We start from the raw sequence: 17925 nt of genomic DNA on the forward strand, positions 1-17925 counted from the left end.
CCGGCCCGAGCGTCGAGGAGTCACCGTGCGTCAGGCCGTCATCGGGGGAGTGCTGCTCGTGGTCGGCGCGGTGTGCGTCGTCCTCGGCCTCCTGCCCCTGTCCGACCTCGCGACCCTCGCCGAGCGTGTCGTCCCGGTGCTCGCGTTCGTCCTCGGGCTGACCGTCGTGTCCGAGCTCGCAGCCGACGCGGGCGTCTTCGACCGGCTCGCCGACCTCGCCGCGCGCGTCGGCGGTGGCCGCACGATCGGCCTGTGGGTGTCCGTGGTCGTGCTGGCCGTCGTCTGCACCGTGTTCCTGTCGATCGACACCACCGCGGTGCTCCTGACGCCCATCGTGATCGCGCTCGCCCGCCGGGTCGGCCTGCCCCCGATGCCGTTCGCCCTGACGACCGTCTGGCTCGCGAACACCGCGTCGATGCTGCTGCCGGTGTCGAACCTGACGAACCTGCTCGCGGTCGACAAGATCGGTCTCGACGGACCGATCCCGTTCGCCGGCCTCATGGTGTGGGCGGCGCTCGCCGGGGTCGTCGTGCCGTGCGCCGTGCTCCTCGTCGTGTTCCGCGGCAAGCTCTTCGGCCGGTACACCCCGGTCGAGGTCCGGCGCCCGCGGGACCCGGTGTTCTTCTGGGCCGCGTCCGTCGTGCTCGTCGCCCTCGTCGTCGCGCTCACCGCCGGCGTCACGGTGTGGATCGCGGCGCTCGCGGCGGCGGTGCTGCTCGTCGTCGTCGCGGCCTTCCGTGCGCCGTCCGAGCTCCGGCCGTCCCGTGTGCCGTGGTCGACGCTGCTGTTCGCGGCGGGGCTGTTCGTCGTCGTGGAGACGCTGCACACCACGGGCCTGACCGACCCGGTCGTGCACGCGCTGTCCGGCGGCACCGGGACGGGCTCGCTCCTGCTGCTCGGCGGCGCCGGTGCGGTCGCGGCGAACGCCATCGACAACCTGCCGGCGTACCTGGTGCTCGAGCCGGCAGCGGGGCACGAGGCCCTGCGCTACGCGGCGCTGCTCGTCGGCGTGAACGCCGGCTGCCTCATCACGCCGTGGGCGTCGCTCGCGACGCTGCTCTGGCACGCGCGGCTCGCGTCCGAGGGCGTGCACCTGTCGTGGGGGCGCTACATGGCGCTCGGCTGCGTGGTCGCACCGCTCACCGTCGTCGCCGGGGTGCTCGCGCTGCAGATCTGACCCGGGCTACAGCCAGTCCTTCGTCTTGAACACCCGGTAGAGCACGAGCGACGTCGCCAGGATCAGCGAGACGGACGCGGCGAGCCCGCTCCAGTGCCCCTCGCCCGGGAACGTCACGTTCTGCCCGAAGAAGCCCGTGATCGCCGTCGGGATCGCGATGATCGCCGCCCAGCTCGTCACCTTCTTCATCACCGTGTTCTGCCGGTTCGACGCCAGGTTGAGGTTCGTGTCGAGGACGCTCGACACGGCGTCACGCAGTTGGTCGACGGAGTCCGCGACGGAGACGAGGTGGTCCTCGACGTCCCGGAAGTACGGGCGGATGCCGTCCTGGATCGACTCGGCGTCGCCGTGCAGGAAGGACGCGACGCTGTCCCGGGTCGGGACGACCTGGCGCCGGAGGACGCCGAGCGCCTTCCGGAGCCGGAACGACCGCCGCTGGATCTGCTGCTCGCGGGGGTTGCCGTGCTCGAACAGGTCGTCCTCGAGCGCCTCGATCCGCGCCTCGATGTCCTCGACGGTGGCCGTGGCGTGGTCGACGACCGCGTCGAGGAGCCCCCACACGAGCCAGGGCACCCCGTGGTCGCACACGTCGGCGTTGGCGCCGAGCCGTCGTTCGACCGCGGCCATGTCGACGTCGGGCCCGTGCATCGTGACGAGGGCGCGCCGGGTGACGAACGCCTTCACCTCGTGCGTCACGAGCTCGCCGTCGTCGTCGATGCCGTCGACGTCGTAGACCACGAGGAACAGGCTCTGCCGGTACCGGTCGAGCTTCGGGCGCTGCCCCGGCTCGAGGGCGTCCTCGAGCGCGAGCGCGTGGATCCCGAGCTCGTCCTCGACGTGTCGCAGGTCCTCCGGCCCGGGGTCGGTGTGGTCCACCCAGACGAAGGTGTCGTCGTCCCGCTCGAGCAGGTCCGAGACGCGGTCCACCGGGAAGTCCCGCTCCGCCGCACTCCCGTTCCGCCACGCCCGTGTCACGACCATGTGCGAAGCCTAGCCAGCGGCGACCGGGCGTCCGGCCGGGGACCGCCTGACCCCGCGCTGGTACCGTCGGCTCCGCACCCCGGCGCACCTTCCGGGCGGAACGGAGAGACCAGCACCTCATGGCAGCACCCACCGACACCGACCCAGACCGCTACGCGTTCGTCGTCGCCTCGAACCGCCTGCCCGTCGACCGTGTCGTCGACGAGGACGGCAACGAGGGCTGGCGGCACTCCCCGGGCGGCCTCGTGACCGCTCTCGAGCCGGTGATGCGGGCGAACGACGGTGCGTGGGTCGGCTGGGTCGGGCAGCCGGACGTCGAGGTGGCGCCGTTCGACAACGAGGGCATCCACATCGTCCCGGTGCCGCTGAGCGCCGACGACGTCGAGGAGTACTACGAGGGCTTCAGCAACGACACCCTCTGGCCGCTCTACCACGACGTGATCGAGCACCCGAGCTACCACCGCGACTGGTGGAACGCGTACAAGCGGGTCAACGAGCGCTTCGCCGACCAGATCGTCGAGATCGTCGAGCAGGACGGCGTCGTCTGGGTGCAGGACTACCAGCTGCAGCTCCTGCCGGCCCTGCTCCGCGAGCGCCGTCCGGACCTGACGATCGGCTTCTTCAACCACATCCCGTTCCCGCCGGTCGGCATCTACGCGCAGCTGCCGTGGCGCGCGCAGATCCTCGACGGGCTGCTCGGCGCCGACGTCATCGGGTTCCAGCGGCACGACGACGCGAGCGACTTCCTCCGCGCGGTCCGCCACATCAAGGGCTACACGACCAAGGGCTCGACCATCGACGTCCCGGTCGACGACCCGGCGGCACCGCGGAGCCGCAAGGGCATCACCGTGCGCCACGTCGAGGCCCGGCACTTCCCGATCTCGATCGACGCCGAGAGCTTCGAGGCGATCGCGCACCGACCCGAGGTCCAGGAGCGAGCGAAGGAGATCCGCGCGAGCCTCGGCAACCCGAAGACGGTCCTGCTCGGTGTCGACCGGCTCGACTACACCAAGGGGATCCGGCACCGCATCAAGGCGTTCGGCGAGCTGATCGAGGACGGCCGGGTCGCGGTCGAGGACGCGACGCTCGTCCAGGTCGCCAGCCCGAGCCGCGAGCGTGTGGACACGTACGCGGCGCTCCGCGACGAGATCGAGCTGACCGTCGGACGGATCAACGGCGACCTCGGCGTGATCGGGCACCAACCCATCTCGTACCTGCACCACGGCTACCCGCGCGAGGAGATGGTCGCGCTGTACCTCGCCGCGGACATCATGCTCGTGACCGCACTCCGCGACGGCATGAACCTCGTCGCGAAGGAGTACGTCGCGACCCGCTCGGACAACGACGGCGTCCTCATCCTGTCCGAGTTCGCCGGGGCCGCCGACGAGCTGAAGCAGGCGGTCATCGTCAACCCGCACGACATCGGCGCCCTGAAGGACGCGATCCAGCGCGCGATCGAGATGCCCCGCCGCGAGCGGTCGACGCGCATGCGCGCGCTCCGGAAGCGCGTCCGCGAGAACGACGTGGCCCGCTGGTCGCGCTCCTTCCTCGAGGCGCTCGACCGGCACGCGCCGAGCCGCGCCAAGCTCGACCCCTCGGCCGCCGACCCGGGTGACCAGCACGTCGAGCAGCTCCAGGACACGACGTCGATCTTCGACCAGGACGCGCAGACCGCGCGCGCCGCCGAGGACACCCGGGAGGCACGTGGTGCCTGAGCCGTCGATCGACCCGACCGCCCTGTCGTCGGCCCTCGAGACGCTCGCGGCTGCGCCGCGACTGCTCGTCGCCCTCGACTTCGACGGCACGCTCGCACCGTTCGCCGACGACCCCGCGCAGGTCGGTGCGCTCCCGGGCTCGTGGGCGGCGGTGCTGACCCTGCAGCGCGCCCGCGACACCGAGGTCGTGCTCGTCTCCGGACGGCCGCTCGAGGGACTCGCCCGGGTGTCGCACGCGCCGGAGGACATGGCGCTCGTCGGGTCGCACGGCGTCGAGTGGCGGGTCGACGGGCACGCCGAGGCCGCCCTGACCGAGGACGAGCAGGCCCGCGTGGCCCGTGTCGGCGCGGCGCTCGACGAGGTGGGCGCACGGTTCCCGGACGTCGTCGTCGAGCACAAGCCCGCCGGGCACGGGGTGCACACGCGCCGGGCGAGCGCCGAGGTGGCCGCGGCGGCGAACGCCGCTGCGCACGAGGCCGCGCACCGCGCCGACCCGGAGGTCCTCGAGCGCGGCGGCAAGGACATCCTCGAGTTCGCCGTCCGGCACGTGACCAAGGGCTACGCCGTCGACCGGCTCCGCGAGCTGCGGGGCGCGGACGCCGTGTTCTTCGCCGGCGACGACGTCACCGACGAGGACGCCTTCCGGGTCCTCCGGGACGGCGACGTGGGCGTGAAGGTGGGGGAGGGCGACACGCTCGCCGGCCACCGCGTGGCGGACCCGGCCGCGCTCACCGACGTCCTGAAGCAGCTCGCGCGTCTGCGCGCGACGCGCTGACGACCCGGCCACGTGCCTCCCGTCCGACGGGTCGTGTCCCGCTGGTATCCCAAACGGTCCTAGACTCGCACCATGCCTGACATCGACGTGAAGCCGCGTAGCCGGGTCGTCACCGACGGGATCGAAGCGACCACCTCGCGTGGCATGCTCCGGGCCGTCGGCATGGGCGACGCAGACTGGGACAAGCCGCAGATCGGGATCGCGTCCTCCTGGAACGAGATCACCCCCTGCAACCTCTCCCTCGACCGCCTCGCGCAGGGCGCGAAGGAGGGCGTGCACTCCGGCGGCGGGTACCCGCTGCAGTTCGGCACCATCTCCGTCTCCGACGGGATCTCGATGGGCCACGAGGGCATGCACTTCTCGCTCGTCTCGCGCGAGGTCATCGCCGACAGCGTCGAGACCGTCGTGAACGCGGAGCGCCTCGACGGCACCGTGCTCCTCGCCGGCTGCGACAAGTCGCTGCCCGGCATGCTCATGGCCGCCGCGCGCCTCGACCTCGCGAGCGTCTTCCTCTACGCGGGCTCGGTCATGCCGGGCTACGTGAAGCAGGCCGACGGCTCCTTCAAGGAGGTCACGATCATCGACTCCTTCGAGGGCGTCGGTGCGTGCAAGGCCGGCACCATGACCGAGGCCGAGCTCAAGGAGATCGAGTGCGCGATCGTCCCGGGCGAGGGCGCCTGCGGCGGGATGTACACGGCGAACACCATGGCGAGCGTGGCCGAGGCCCTCGGCATGTCGCTGCCGGGGTCCGCCGCCCCGCCGAGCGCCGACCGCCGCCGTGACTACTACGCGCGCCGCTCAGGCGAGGCCGTCGTCAACATGCTCCGCCTCGGCCTGACGGCCCGGCAGATCCTGACGCGCGAGGCGTTCGAGAACGCAATCGCCGTCGCCATGGCCCTGGGAGGCTCGACCAACGTCGTCCTGCACCTGCTCGCGATCGCGCACGAGGCCGAGGTCGAGCTGACCCTCGACGACTTCAACCGCATCGGCTCGAAGGTCCCGCACCTGGCCGACATGAAGCCCTTCGGCAAGTACGTCATGGTCGACGTCGACCGCAACGGCGGTATCCCGGTGATCATGAAGGCGCTGCTCGAGGCCGGCCTGCTGCACGGCGACGTCATGACCGTCACCGGCAAGACCCTCGCCGAGAACCTGGCCGAGATCGACCCACCGGAGCTCGACGGCGAGGTGTTCCGGAAGCTCGACAACCCGATCCACGAGACCGGTGGCCTGACCATCCTCAAGGGCTCCTTCGCCCCGGACGGCGCCGTCGTGAAGACCGCCGGGTTCGACGCCGCCGTGTTCGAGGGCCCCGCGCGGGTGTTCGACCGTGAGCGTGCCGCGATGGACGCCCTCACCGAGGGGCAGATCCAGAAGGGCGACGTGGTGGTCATCCGCTACGAGGGCCCGAAGGGTGGCCCGGGCATGCGCGAGATGCTGGCGATCACCGCCGCCATCAAGGGCGCGGGCCTCGGCAAGGATGTACTACTGTTGACGGACGGACGATTCTCAGGCGGCACAACCGGCCTGTGCATCGGCCACATCGCACCGGAAGCCGTGGACGCAGGTCCAGTGGCATTCGTGCGCGATGGCGACCGCATCCGTGTCGACATCGCGGCTCGCTCGCTCGACCTACTGGTCGACGACGCCGAGCTGGAGGCCCGCCGAGCAGGCTGGGCCCCGCTGCCCCCGCGCTACACCCGCGGAGTCCTCGCGAAGTTCGCGAAGCTCGTCCAGTCCGCCGCCAAGGGCGCGGTCACGGGCTAGCGTCGACACCCGCACCACCGCCATCACTCCAGGCAAGGAACACCTCATGCCCACGGAAGCCACTCCGCTGTCCGCGGCCGCCGGTGCACGCCGGTCGCCGGAGATCCTGACCGGCTCGGGAGCCGTCCTCCGGACGCTCGAGCACCTCGGGATCACCGACGTCTTCGGCCTCCCCGGCGGCGCCATCATCCCGTTCTACGACGAGCTCATGGCGTCCACGACGATCCGGCACATCCTCGTCCGGCACGAGCAGGGCGCCGGCCACGCGGCCGAGGGGTACGCCTCGGCCTCCGGCAAGGTCGGCGTCGCGATCGCCACGTCCGGCCCCGGTGCGACGAACCTCGTCACCGCGATCGCCGACGCCTACATGGACTCGGTGCCGTTCATCGCGATCACCGGGCAGGTGTTCTCGACCCTGATGGGGACGGACGCCTTCCAGGAGGCCGACATCGTCGGGATCACGATGCCCATCACGAAGCACTCGTTCCTCGTGACCGACCCGGCGGACATCCCCGCGACGCTCGCCGCCGCGCACCAGATCGCCACGACCGGTCGTCCGGGCCCGGTGCTCGTCGACATCACGAAGGACGCCCAGCAGAAGTCGGCGCCCTACGTGTGGCCGCCGAAGATCGACCTGCCCGGCTACCGCCCCGTCACGAAGGCGCACGGCAAGCAGATCGTCGCCGCGGCGCAGCTCCTCGCCGAGGCCGAGCGTCCCGTGCTGTACGTCGGCGGCGGCGTGGTCCGCTCCGATGCGACCGCCGAGCTGCTGCGCTTCGCCGAGGCCACCGGTGCGCCGGTCGTCACGACGCTCATGGCGCGTGGTGCCTTCCCCGACTCGCACCCGCAGCACCTCGGCATGCCCGGCATGCACGGCACCGTCCCCGCGGTGCTCGGGCTGCAGGACAGCGACCTCATCATCGCCCTCGGTGCACGGTTCGACGACCGCGTGACCGGCAAGGCCGACGAGTTCGCGCCGCACGCCAAGGTCGTGCACGTCGACATCGACCCCGCCGAGATCTCGAAGATCCGGTTCGCCGACGTGCCGATCGTCGGCGACGCCCGCGAGGTCCTCGTCGACCTGCTCGAGGCCTGGGGCGACGTCGCCGCGGACCGTGCCGACACGAGCGCGTGGTGGACCAAGCTCGAGCAGCTCCGGACGGACTTCCCGCTCGGGTACGCCGAGCCGACCGACGGACTCCTCGCCCCGCAGGCGATCATCCGCCGCATCGGCGAGCTCACCGGGCCCGAGGCCGTCTACGCCTCCGGGGTCGGCCAGCACCAGATGTGGTCGGCGCAGTTCATCAAGTACGAGCGGCCGCACGCGTGGCTGAACTCGGGCGGCGCGGGCACGATGGGCTACTCGGTCCCCGCGGCGATGGGCGCGAAGGTCGCCGAGCCGGACCGCGTGGTCTGGGCGATCGACGGCGACGGCTGCTTCCAGATGACGAACCAGGAACTCGCGACCTGCGTCATCAACGACATCCCGATCAAGGTCGCGGTCATCAACAACTCGTCGCTCGGCATGGTGCGGCAGTGGCAGACGCTGTTCTACGACGGTCGGCACTCCTTCACCGACCTCGAGACCGGCCACGAGAGCCGTCGCGTGCCGGACTTCGTGAAGCTCGCCGACGCGTACGGTGCCCTCGGCATCCGCGTCGAGCGCGCCGACCAGGTCGACGACGCGATCAAGCTCGCCCTCGAGACGAACGACCGCCCCGTCGTCATCGACTTCGTGGTGAGCCGTGACTCCATGGTGTGGCCGATGGTCCCGCAGGGGGTCGGCAACTCCTCGATCGAGTACGCCCGCGACCACGCGCCCAGCTGGGACGTCGAGGACGCCGACATGACCGGAGACCCCGCATGAGCCACGTCCTCTCCCTGCTCGTCGAGGACAAGCCGGGTCTGCTGACGCGCGTCGCCGGGCTGTTCGCCCGTCGCGGCTTCAACATCGAGTCGCTCGCGGTGGGCAACACCGAGGTCGAGGGCCTCAGTCGGATCACGGTCGTCGTGGACGTCGAGGACCTGCCGCTCGAGCAGGTCACGAAGCAGCTGAACAAGCTCGTCAACGTGATCAAGATCGTCGAGCTCGACTTCTCGCAGTCGGTGCAGCGCGAGCACATGCTCGTCAAGGTCCGGGTCGACAACCAGACCCGGTCGGCGGTCCTCGAGGCCGTGACCCTCTTCCGTGCGCAGGTCGTCGACGTGGCGACCGACTCGCTCGTGATCGAGGTGACCGGCGACCCCGGCAAGATCCAGGCCATCCTCCGCGTCCTCGAGCCGTACGGCATCAAGGAACTCGCCCGTGCCGGCCTGCTCGGGATGGGCCGCGGCCCGAAGAGCATCACCGACCGCGTCCGCTGAACACCGCTCCAGCACGCGCACCAGACCACCAGAACCAAGGAGACACACCCTCGTGACTGACATCGTGTACGACGCCGACGCCGACCTGACGCTCATCCAGGGCAAGAAGGTCGCCGTCATCGGCTACGGCTCGCAGGGCCACGCCCACGCCCTCAACCTCCGCGACTCGGGCGTCGAGGTCAAGATCGGCCTCAAGGAGGGCTCGAAGAGCCGTCAGAAGGCCGAAGAGGCGGGCTTCGACGTGCAGACCCCGGCCGAGGTCACGAAGTGGGCCGACGTCGTCGTCATCCTCGCCCCGGACCAGGTCCAGCGCATCGTCTACCGCGAGGACATCGAGCCGAACCTCAAGCCGGGCGCCACGCTCGTCTTCGGCCACGGCTTCAACATCCGCTACGGCTACATCGAGGCACCCGAGGGCGTCGACGTCTCCCTCGTCGCGCCGAAGGGCCCCGGTCACACCGTGCGCCGCGAGTACGAGGCCGGCCGCGGCGTGCCCGTGATCGTGGCCGTCGAGGTCGACGCGTCCGGATCGGCCTGGGACCTCGCGTGGTCCTACTCGAAGGCGATCGGCGGCCTGCGCGCCGGCGGCATCAAGACGACCTTCACCGAGGAGACCGAGACCGACCTGTTCGGTGAGCAGGCCGTCCTGTGCGGTGGCACCTCGCAGCTCATCCAGTACGGCTTCGAGACCCTGACCGAGGCCGGCTACCAGCCGCAGATCGCGTACTTCGAGGTCCTGCACGAGCTCAAGCTCATCGTCGACCTCATCTGGGAGGGCGGTCTCACGAAGCAGCGCTGGTCGATCTCCGACACGGCCGAGTTCGGCGACTACGTCTCCGGCCCGCGCGTGATCTCGCCCGAGGTCAAGGAGAACATGAAGGCCGTCCTCGCGGACATCCAGGACGGCACCTTCGCGAAGCGCTTCATCGCGGACCAGGACGCCGGCGCGCCGGAGTTCACGGCCCTGCGCGAGAAGGGTGAGAACCACCCGATCGAGGCGACCGGCCGCGAGCTCCGCGCCCTGTTCGCGTGGAAGTCGAACGACGCCGACTACGTGGACGGCTCGGCCGCGCGGTAGTCTGCGGACACCACACTCGACGACGAGGCGGCGGTGCGACTGCACCGCCGCCTCGCGATGTGACACGGACCTCATGCACCAGTACCCCACCTGTCCCCGCGCCGCCCGACGGCCGGGTCCCGCCGACCCCGTGACCACCCTCGCGACGGCCCTGCTGTCCACGAGGAGTGGTCACGACCGGTCCTCCCGACGTGCGAGGATCGACGGATGGCGGTGACGAAGCGAGCGGTCCACATCGGCGCCGGCAAGATCGGGCGCGGATTCGTGGGCCAGTTCCTGGTCGCGAGCGGCTACGAGCTCACGTTCGTCGACGTCGACGCCCGGGTCGTCTCGGCCCTCAACGAGGCCGGCCGCTTCGTGGTGCACGAGGTCGGCGAGATGCCCGTCGAGCACCTCGTGTACGGCTTCCACGCGCTGAGCAGCAAGACCGACCGCGACCGCGTCGTGCAGGCGATCGCGGAGGCCGACGTCGTCACCACGGCCGTCGGGGCCCGCACGCTGCCGCTCGTCGCCCCGGTCATCGCCGAGGGCCTGGCCGCCAGGCCGCTCGACCGCGGTGACGTCACGATCGTCGCCTGCGAGAACGCGTTCAACGCGACCGACTCCCTGCACGCCAGCATCCGTCGTGCGCCGATCCTCGAGGACCGCGACATCGCCGCCGTCTTCGCCAACTGCGCGATCGACCGGATCGTCCCCGACCAGTCCGGCGTGCTCGGCCAGTCCGGCGGGCTCGACGTCGTGCTCGAGCCGTTCTACGAGTGGGTCATCGAGCGGACGCCGTTCGCCGACTCGGACTCCGAGCCGCCGCAGATCGACGGCGTGACGTGGGTCGACGACCTGCAGCCGTTCGTCGAGCGCAAGCTCTACACGGTCAACACCGCGCACGCGACGGCCGCCTACCACGGCTACGTCCGGGGGATCCGGCTCATCCGCGAGGCCCTCGAGGACCGCGACGTCCGCGCCGAGGTGGACGGCGTCCTCGCCGAGACCACCGCGCTGCTCGTGGCGAAGCACGGGTTCGACCCGGCCGAGCACGCCCGCTACGTCGCCGCGAACCTGACCCGCATCGCGAACCCGCTGCTGCCGGACACCACCGTCCGGGTCGGGCGGAACCCGCTCCGGAAGCTCGGCCGTCGCGAGCGCTTCGTCGGCCCCGCGTCGCAGCTCGCCGAGCGTGGCCTGCCGGTCGACCACCTGCTCGGTGCCGTCCGCGCCGCGCTCGCGTTCGACGACGAGAACGACCCCGAGTCGATCGAGCTGCACGCGCTCCTGCGCTCCGGCGCGACCGCGCACGCGCTCACCGAGATCCTCACGGGTCTGATGGAGAGCCACCCGCTCTTCCCGGCCGTGCGCGAGGTCGTCGCCGAGGTCCTCGCGACCCAGCCCGCCGACGTCTGACGACCCGGCCCGCCGACGTCCGACGACCCCGCGGTGCGGCCGCGGTCGTCGGCGGCTCGTAGAATCGTCCCCATGACCACGGCAGCTTCCCCGCCCGACGGCTCGGTCGACCGCGACGACGACGAAGCCCTCAGCTGGGGCGACGCCGACGACGCGACCCACGTCGACGCGGCCCACAACCCGGTCGCCGTCAAGAACCGTGGCGGCCGCGACCCCGAGACGCCCGAGACCTCCGGCGCCCTGATCGGCTTCGGCGTCTTCGGCGGGCTCTACCTGCTCTACACGGTCGCGTGGCTCCTCACCGCGTCGACGTCGTACGTGGCGAACGTCGACACCCTGCTGACGGTGTTCGTCGAGGTCCTCCGGTTCCTGTCCATCGTCGCGCCGGCGCTCTGGTTCACGGTCGTCCTCTGGGCGGCCCGTGGACGTCGCACCCGCACGCGGCTCCTCTGGATGCTGCTCGGCGCCGCCGTCCTGTTCCCGTGGCCGTTCCTCATGACCAGGAGCTTCGGGTGACCGCGGCCACGCCGGCGACGCGCCGGCAGTCATCGCCCCTCGTCGGTCGGATCGTCGTCTGGGCCGTCTTCGGCGTCCTCTTCGCCTACATGACCGTCCAGAGCGTCGGGAACCTGGTGACCGTCTCGCAGTCGGTCCGCGCCTTCAACACGTTCCTCGAGTCCGCCTCCGGCGGCGGTTCGCTGCAGCGCAGCACCCCGTGGGTGTGGTTGGTCCTCGACATCGCGATCGCGCCGGTCGCGTTCGCGGTCGCCCTCTGGGTGACGCGCCGCACGCGTCTCGCCGTGACGGTCGGCGTCTTCGTGGTCGCCTTCGCTGCCGCGGGTGCGCTCTGGCTGGACCTCCAGCTCTTCGTGCCCCGGCTCCTCGACTTCTGACGCGACCACCCCACGGACAGGAGGCTCGTGGCACGCCCGCCACGATCCTCCCGTCCGCCGTGTGGTCCCGGACCGGACCACCGGGACGGTCGTAACCGCCTGCTCGCGTCGATACGATGGTGGGATACCGCCCGTCTCGTGTGAGGAACTGCAGCTGTGCCGAAGCCGGTCGTCCTGATCGCCGAAGAACTCTCGCCCGCCACCGTCGACGCCCTCGGGCCCGACTTCGAGATCCGGAACGTGGACGGTACCGACCGACCCGCCCTCCTGGCCTCCCTGGCCGACGCGCACGCCGTGCTCGTCCGCTCCGCCACGAAGATCGACGCCGAGGCGATCGCCGCCGCGCCGCAGCTCAAGGTCGTCGCCCGCGCCGGCGTCGGCCTCGACAACGTCGACATCAAGGCGGCCACGACCGCCGGTGTGATGGTCGTCAACGCGCCGACCTCGAACATCATCTCGGCGGCCGAGCTGACCGTCGGGCACATCCTGTCGCTGGCCCGGCACATCCCGGCGGCGCACGCGTCGCTCGCCGCGGGGGCCTGGAAGCGCTCGTCGTACACGGGCGTCGAGCTGTACGAGAAGACCGTCGGCATCATCGGCCTCGGCCGGATCGGCGCGCTCATCACCCAGCGCCTGCAGGCGTTCGGCGTCTCGGTCATCGCGTACGACCCCTACGTCACGTCGGCCCGGGCGCAGCAGCTGGGCGTCGAACTCGTGTCGCTCGAGGACCTCCTGCGCCGCGCGGACTTCACCACGATCCACATGCCGAAGACCCCGGAGACGGTCGGCATGATCTCCGACGAGCAGTTCGCGCTCATGAAGCCGAGCGCCTTCGTCGTGAACGTCGCACGCGGCGGGCTCATCGACGAGGACGCCCTGCACCGCGCCCTCACCGCGGGCACGATCGCCGGCGCCGGCCTGGACGTCTTCGTCTCCGAGCCGCCGAAGGACTCGCCGCTCCTCGCGCTGCCGAACGTCGTCGTCACGCCGCACCTCGGCGCCTCGACCGACGAAGCGCAGGAGAAGGCGGGGGTCTCGGTCGCCAAGTCCGTGCGCCTGGCGCTCGGCGGCGAGCTCGTCCCCGACGCCGTGAACGTCGCCGGTGGTGTCATCGACCCGTACGTCCGCCCGGGCATCCCGCTGATGGAGAAGCTCGGCCAGGTCTTCACCGGCCTCGCGACCTCGCCGGTCACGAGCATCGACGTCGAGGTCCACGGCGAGCTCGCGCAGTACGACGTCAGCGTCCTCAAGCTCGCGGCGCTCAAGGGCGTGTTCACGGACGTCGTCAGCGACCAGGTGTCCTACGTCAACGCACCGCTCATCGCGGAGCAGCGCGGGGTCACCGTGCGGCTCATCACCGACGCGGACAGCCCGGAGTACCGCAACGTGCTCACGATCCGCGGCGCCCAGTCCGACGGCCCGGCGATCAGCGTCTCCGGCACCCTGACCGGCCCGAAGCAGGTCGAGAAGCTCGTCGAGATCAACGGCCACGACGTCGAGGTCGCCCTCGAGTCGCACCACGTCGTGATGGTCTACACCGACCGCCCGGGCATCGTCGCGGTCTACGGCAAGGAGTTCGGCGAGGCGGGCATCAACATCGCCGCGATGCAGATCTCCCGCCGCGAAGCCGGTGGCCAGGCGCTCAGCGTCCTGACCGTCGACTCGCCGGTGCCCGCCGAGATCCTCGAGCACGTCCGGTCCACCATCGACGCGACCTCGCTCCGCGAGATCGACATCACGCTGTAGGGGAGTGGCGAGACATGGCACAGTCGCTCAAGCTCGCGGTCGTCCGCGGCGACGGGATCGGTCCCGAGGTCGTCGACGAGGCGCTCAAGGTCCTGCACGCGGTGCTGCCGGACGACCTCGTCGTCGAGGAGACCGCGTTCTCGCTCGGCGCGACCCGGTACCTGGAGACCGGCGACATCCTGACCGACGACGACATGTCCGCCCTCGCCGAGCACGACGCGATCCTGCTCGGCGCCGTCGGCGGAGACCCGCGCGACCCGCGGCTCGCCGGCGGCATCATCGAACGCGGCCTGCTCCTGAAGCTCCGGTTCGCGTTCGACCACTACGTCAACCTGCGCCCGACGACGGTGTACTCCTCGGTCGCGAGTCCGCTCGCCGACCCGGGCGAGGTCGACTTCGTGGTGGTCCGCGAGGGCACCGAGGGCCCCTACGTCGGCAACGGCGGCGCGATCCGGGTCGGGACGCCGCACGAGATCGCGACCGAGGTCTCGCTCAACACCGCGCACGGTGTCGAGCGCGTGGTCCGGTACGCGTTCGACCTGGCCGAGCGTCGGCCGCGGAAGCACCTGACGCTCGTGCACAAGAGCAACGTCCTCGTGCATGCCGGATCGCTCTGGCAGCGCACGGTCGCCGCGGTGGCCGAGGAGCACCCCGACGTCACGGTCGACTACCAGCACGTCGACGCCGTGACGATCCACATGGTCCGCGAACCCGGTAGGTTCGACGTCATCGTCACCGACAACCTGTTCGGCGACATCATCACCGACCTCGCCGGCGCGATCAGCGGCGGCATCGGTCTGGCGGCCTCGGGGAACCTGAACCCGGACGGCACCTTCCCCAGCATGTTCGAGCCGGTCCACGGTTCCGCGCCGGACATCGCAGGCCAGCAGCTCGCCGACCCGACGGCCGCGATCCTGTCCGTCGCGTTGCTCCTCGACCACATCGGTCGCGGTGACCTCGCGGCGGTCGTGACGCGGGCGGTCGAGGCCGACCTCGCCGGCCGGGGCACCACGCACCGCCGCACGGCCGAGATCGGCGACGCGATCGCCGCAGCGGCACGCACCACCACCGCCTGACAGGAGTCACCCCGATGAGCACCGACACCGACACGTCCTTCGACCTCGCGTTCGCGAGCGTCCCCTCGCCCGAGCGCCGTGCGGCGGCCGAGCGCGAGGAGATCCTGGCCGACCCGGGCTTCGGCAAGCACTTCACGGACCACATGGCGACCGTGCAGTGGACGCTCGACGGCGGGTGGCACGACGCGTCGGTCCACCCGTACGGGCCGCTCTCGCTCGACCCGAGCGCGAGCGTGTTCCACTACGCGCAGGAGATCTTCGAGGGGCTCAAGGCGTACCGGCACGCGGACGGCTCGGTGTGGTCGTTCCGGCCGGACGCGAACGCCCGCCGGTTCCAGCGGTCGGCCCGTCGCCTGGCGCTGCCCGAACTGCCGGTCGAGGTGTTCGTCGAGTCCATCCGGCAGCTCGTGCGCACGGACGTCGACTGGGTGCCGTCCGCTCCGGAGACCAGCCTGTACCTGCGCCCGTTCATGATCGCGACGGAGTCGTTCCTCGGGGTCCGTGCCGCGCAGGCGGTCGCGTACCACTGCATCGCGAGCCCGGCCGGCGCGTACTTCACCTCCGGCCCGAAGCCCGTGTCGATCTGGCTCTCCACGCAGTACGCCCGCGCCGCCCGCGGTGGCACGGGTGCGGCGAAGACCGGCGGCAACTACGCGGCGTCCCTGCTGCCCCAGCAGGAGGCCTACGAGCAGGGCTGCCAGCAGGTCATGTTCCTCGACTCGGAAGAGGGCAAGTACCTGGAAGAGCTCGGCGGCATGAACGTCGTGCTCGTGAGGTCCGACGGCACGCTCGTGACGCCGGACTCCGAGTCGATCCTCGAGGGCATCACGCGCGACTCGATCCTGCAGCTCGCCGAGGACCGCGGGCTCCGGGTGGAGCGCCGTCGGGTCGCCCTCGACGAGTGGCGCGACGGCGTCGCCGACGGCTCGATCACCGAGGCGTTCGCGTGCGGGACCGCAGCGGTCGTCACGCCGATCGCCGAGCTCCGCGGGGACGGCTTCACGATCGGTTCGCCGACGGTCGGCGCCGGCGAGCTCACGATGTCCCTCCGCGATGAGCTCACCGACATCCAGTACGGCCGTCGTCCCGACCCGCACGGGTGGATGACGCGCCTGACCGACCCGGTCTGAGCGCGGGGTCGGTAGGGTCGAACGGTGAAGATCGCACGGTTCAGCAGCACGGGTGAAGACCCGCGGTACGGCATCCTCGACGAACGCGACCTGGTCGTGCTCGCGGGGGACCCGATGTACCAGGGGTTCGAGACGACGGGGGAGCGGGTGCCGCTCGCCGACGCGAAGCTCCTCGCCCCGGTGATCCCGCGGTCGAAGGTCATCGGCGTGGGCCTGAACTACGCCGAGCACGCGTCCGAGATGGACGAGCGCTCCGGGGACGACCCGGTGGTCTTCCTCAAGCCGAACACGGCGGTGGTCGGTCCGGACGACCCCATCCGTCTGCCCGCCGACGTCGGCCGGGTCGACCACGAGGGCGAACTCGCGATCGTGATCGGGTCGCTCGCCAAGAACGTCCGGCGCGAGGACTTCGCGAGCGTCGTGCTCGGGTACACGATCGCGAACGACGTGACCGCCCGCGACCTGCAGGCCCGCGACGGCCAGTGGACCCGCTCGAAGGGCTTCGACACGTTCTGCCCGCTCGGTCCGGTGATCGAGACCGAGATCGACCCGTCGGACATCCGGCTGGAGACCCGTGTCGACGGGGAGCTGCGCCAGGCGGCCTCGACCGCCGAGATGGTCCACGACATCCCGACCCTGGTCGAGTTCGTGTCGTCGATCTGGACGCTCCTGCCCGGTGACGTCATCCTGACCGGGACCCCGGCCGGCGTCGGGCAGATCCGCGACGGCGAGGTCGTCGAGGTCCTCATCGAGGGCATCGGCTCCCTGAAGAACCCCGTCATCGCCCGGCACTGAGCCCGCGATGCCGAACGGCCCGCTCCCCACCGGGGGAGCGGGCCGTCCTGCTTCCTGGCGCGCTCGCGTCGGCGACACGCCCGGGCGGTGCGCTGGTTGGCGAGGTCCCTGGGGCGTGTGTAGAGTAATCACTCGTTGCCGCTGAGGCGGAGAACGGAACGGCCGAGACGGTCACCGGGTCATCGATCCGGAGGATGCAGTCCGGACGGGGTCCCGCTCAGGCAACCAACCCCACGAACGAACACGCACCGCAAGGTGGCGTTCCGGGGTGTCGAGATCGAAAGCCCCTCTGTTGAGGTCCGGTGTTACCGGGCTGATTGGTGGGTGCGTCTGGTCCTTGAGAACTCAACAGCGTGCACATTGTCAATGCCAATTATTTTGACCCCGTGCGATCGTGGCTCTTTTGGGGGTTGCGGTTGTCGGAGGCAATTCCTTTTGGATTGAATTGATTGTCAGTAGACAGTCTTTACGGTCAGTTTCAACTCGCTGACGCTTTCGGGTGTTGGTTGTATTTTTTTACGGAGAGTTTGATCCTGGCTCAGGACGAACGCTGGCGGCGTGCTTAACACATGCAAGTCGAACGATGATGCCCAGCTTGCTGGGTGGATTAGTGGCGAACGGGTGAGTAACACGTGAGTAACCTGCCCCTGACTCTGGGATAAGCGTTGGAAACGACGTCTAATACTGGATATGACTGCCGGCCGCATGGTCTGGTGGTGGAAAGATTTTTTGGTTGGGGATGGACTCGCGGCCTATCAGCTTGTTGGTGAGGTAATGGCTCACCAAGGCGACGACGGGTAGCCGGCCTGAGAGGGTGACCGGCCACACTGGGACTGAGACACGGCCCAGACTCCTACGGGAGGCAGCAGTGGGGAATATTGCACAATGGGCGAAAGCCTGATGCAGCAACGCCGCGTGAGGGATGACGGCCTTCGGGTTGTAAACCTCTTTTAGTAGGGAAGAAGCGTAAGTGACGGTACCTGCAGAAAAAGCACCGGCTAACTACGTGCCAGCAGCCGCGGTAATACGT

15 protein-coding genes are annotated in these 17925 nt (G+C 70.3%); 14 read left to right on the top strand and 1 reads right to left on the bottom strand.

Going from position 1 to position 17925, the window contains the following annotated elements; genetic code table 11:
- The first annotated feature begins 25 nt into the window (after nt 1-25).
- On the top strand, nt 26-1177 hold the full coding sequence (locus tag HUN59_RS08030) for an SLC13 family permease (protein ID WP_174778057.1): 1152 nt from the start codon (nt 26-28) through the stop codon (nt 1175-1177).
- Nucleotides 1178-1183: 6 nt separating this feature from the next.
- On the opposite strand, the gene HUN59_RS08035 is transcribed toward HUN59_RS08030, so the two are convergent.
- Complete coding sequence (locus HUN59_RS08035) at nt 1184-2158, bottom strand: magnesium transporter CorA family protein (protein WP_174778058.1); 975 nt, start codon at nt 2156-2158, stop codon at nt 1184-1186.
- Nucleotides 2159-2277: 119 nt separating this feature from the next.
- Here HUN59_RS08035 and otsA point away from each other — a divergent pair, with 119 nt between their 5' ends.
- The 13 genes from otsA (at nt 2278) to HUN59_RS08100 (ending at nt 16895) form a co-directional block, all read left to right on the top strand.
- Nucleotides 2278-3873: an alpha,alpha-trehalose-phosphate synthase (UDP-forming) gene (gene otsA, locus HUN59_RS08040; RefSeq protein WP_114851531.1), complete on the top strand. Its 1596-nt coding sequence runs from the start codon at nt 2278-2280 to the stop codon at nt 3871-3873.
- Entirely contained in the window at nt 3866-4648 is a 783-nt protein-coding gene (gene otsB / locus HUN59_RS08045) for a trehalose-phosphatase (RefSeq protein WP_254630021.1), read from the top strand. The genes otsA and otsB overlap by 8 nt, the downstream gene beginning before the upstream one ends.
- A gap of 72 nt (nt 4649-4720) precedes the next feature.
- Nucleotides 4721-6415: a dihydroxy-acid dehydratase gene (gene ilvD, locus HUN59_RS08050; RefSeq protein WP_058742977.1), complete on the top strand. Its 1695-nt coding sequence runs from the start codon at nt 4721-4723 to the stop codon at nt 6413-6415.
- A 46-nt stretch (nt 6416-6461) separates the two neighbouring features.
- Nucleotides 6462-8282, top strand: coding sequence for an acetolactate synthase large subunit (locus HUN59_RS08055; protein ID WP_144805503.1), 1821 nt, complete (start codon nt 6462-6464; stop codon nt 8280-8282).
- A complete protein-coding gene (gene ilvN / locus HUN59_RS08060) occupies nt 8279-8779 on the top strand; it encodes an acetolactate synthase small subunit (RefSeq protein ID WP_174778059.1) in 501 nt (166 codons plus the stop codon). Before HUN59_RS08055 ends, ilvN begins: the two co-directional genes overlap by 4 nt.
- A 52-nt stretch (nt 8780-8831) precedes the next feature.
- Complete coding sequence (gene ilvC / locus HUN59_RS08065; RefSeq protein ID WP_058742975.1) at nt 8832-9857, top strand: ketol-acid reductoisomerase; 1026 nt, start codon at nt 8832-8834, stop codon at nt 9855-9857.
- Between the two features lie 207 nt (nt 9858-10064).
- The gene (locus HUN59_RS08070; RefSeq protein ID WP_058742974.1) at nt 10065-11255 is read left to right on the top strand and encodes a mannitol-1-phosphate 5-dehydrogenase; all 1191 of its coding nucleotides are present in this window, start codon (nt 10065-10067) and stop codon (nt 11253-11255) included.
- A 72-nt stretch (nt 11256-11327) separates the two neighbouring features.
- Nucleotides 11328-11771: a hypothetical protein gene (locus tag HUN59_RS08075; RefSeq protein ID WP_174778060.1), complete on the top strand. Its 444-nt coding sequence runs from the start codon at nt 11328-11330 to the stop codon at nt 11769-11771.
- Nucleotides 11768-12148, top strand: a complete 381-nt coding sequence (locus tag HUN59_RS08080; protein WP_058742972.1) for a hypothetical protein — start codon at nt 11768-11770, stop codon at nt 12146-12148. The genes HUN59_RS08075 and HUN59_RS08080 overlap by 4 nt, the downstream gene beginning before the upstream one ends.
- A 156-nt stretch (nt 12149-12304) precedes the next feature.
- A complete protein-coding gene (serA, locus tag HUN59_RS08085; protein WP_058742971.1) occupies nt 12305-13894 on the top strand; it encodes a phosphoglycerate dehydrogenase in 1590 nt (529 codons plus the stop codon).
- Between the two features lie 14 nt (nt 13895-13908).
- Nucleotides 13909-14970 (top strand): 3-isopropylmalate dehydrogenase, encoded by a 1062-nt coding sequence (locus HUN59_RS08090; RefSeq protein ID WP_174778061.1) that lies wholly within the window; start codon nt 13909-13911, stop codon nt 14968-14970.
- A 14-nt stretch (nt 14971-14984) separates the two neighbouring features.
- A complete protein-coding gene (locus tag HUN59_RS08095; protein WP_174778062.1) occupies nt 14985-16100 on the top strand; it encodes a branched-chain amino acid aminotransferase in 1116 nt (371 codons plus the stop codon).
- A gap of 24 nt (nt 16101-16124) precedes the next feature.
- A complete protein-coding gene (locus HUN59_RS08100) occupies nt 16125-16895 on the top strand; it encodes a fumarylacetoacetate hydrolase family protein (protein WP_058742969.1) in 771 nt (256 codons plus the stop codon).
- Nucleotides 16896-17925 lie beyond the last annotated feature (1030 nt).

Source organism: Curtobacterium sp. Csp2, from assembly GCF_013347165.1.

Excerpts from the sequence above, each read along its gene's own strand:
- HUN59_RS08075 (WP_174778060.1), top strand. The coding sequence starts at position 11,328 with ATGACCACGGCAGCTTCCCCGCCCGACGGCTCGGTCGACCGCGACGAC.
- HUN59_RS08090 (WP_174778061.1), top strand. The coding sequence starts at position 13,909 with ATGGCACAGTCGCTCAAGCTCGCGGTCGTCCGCGGCGACGGGATCGGT.
- ilvN (WP_174778059.1), top strand. The coding sequence starts at position 8,279 with ATGAGCCACGTCCTCTCCCTGCTCGTCGAGGACAAGCCGGGTCTGCTG.
- HUN59_RS08035 (WP_174778058.1), bottom strand. The coding sequence starts at position 2,158 with ATGGTCGTGACACGGGCGTGGCGGAACGGGAGTGCGGCGGAGCGGGAC.
- HUN59_RS08095 (WP_174778062.1), top strand. The coding sequence starts at position 14,985 with ATGAGCACCGACACCGACACGTCCTTCGACCTCGCGTTCGCGAGCGTC.
- HUN59_RS08070 (WP_058742974.1), top strand. The coding sequence starts at position 10,065 with ATGGCGGTGACGAAGCGAGCGGTCCACATCGGCGCCGGCAAGATCGGG.
- otsA (WP_114851531.1), top strand. The coding sequence starts at position 2,278 with ATGGCAGCACCCACCGACACCGACCCAGACCGCTACGCGTTCGTCGTC.
- HUN59_RS08055 (WP_144805503.1), top strand. The coding sequence starts at position 6,462 with ATGCCCACGGAAGCCACTCCGCTGTCCGCGGCCGCCGGTGCACGCCGG.
- ilvD (WP_058742977.1), top strand. The coding sequence starts at position 4,721 with ATGCCTGACATCGACGTGAAGCCGCGTAGCCGGGTCGTCACCGACGGG.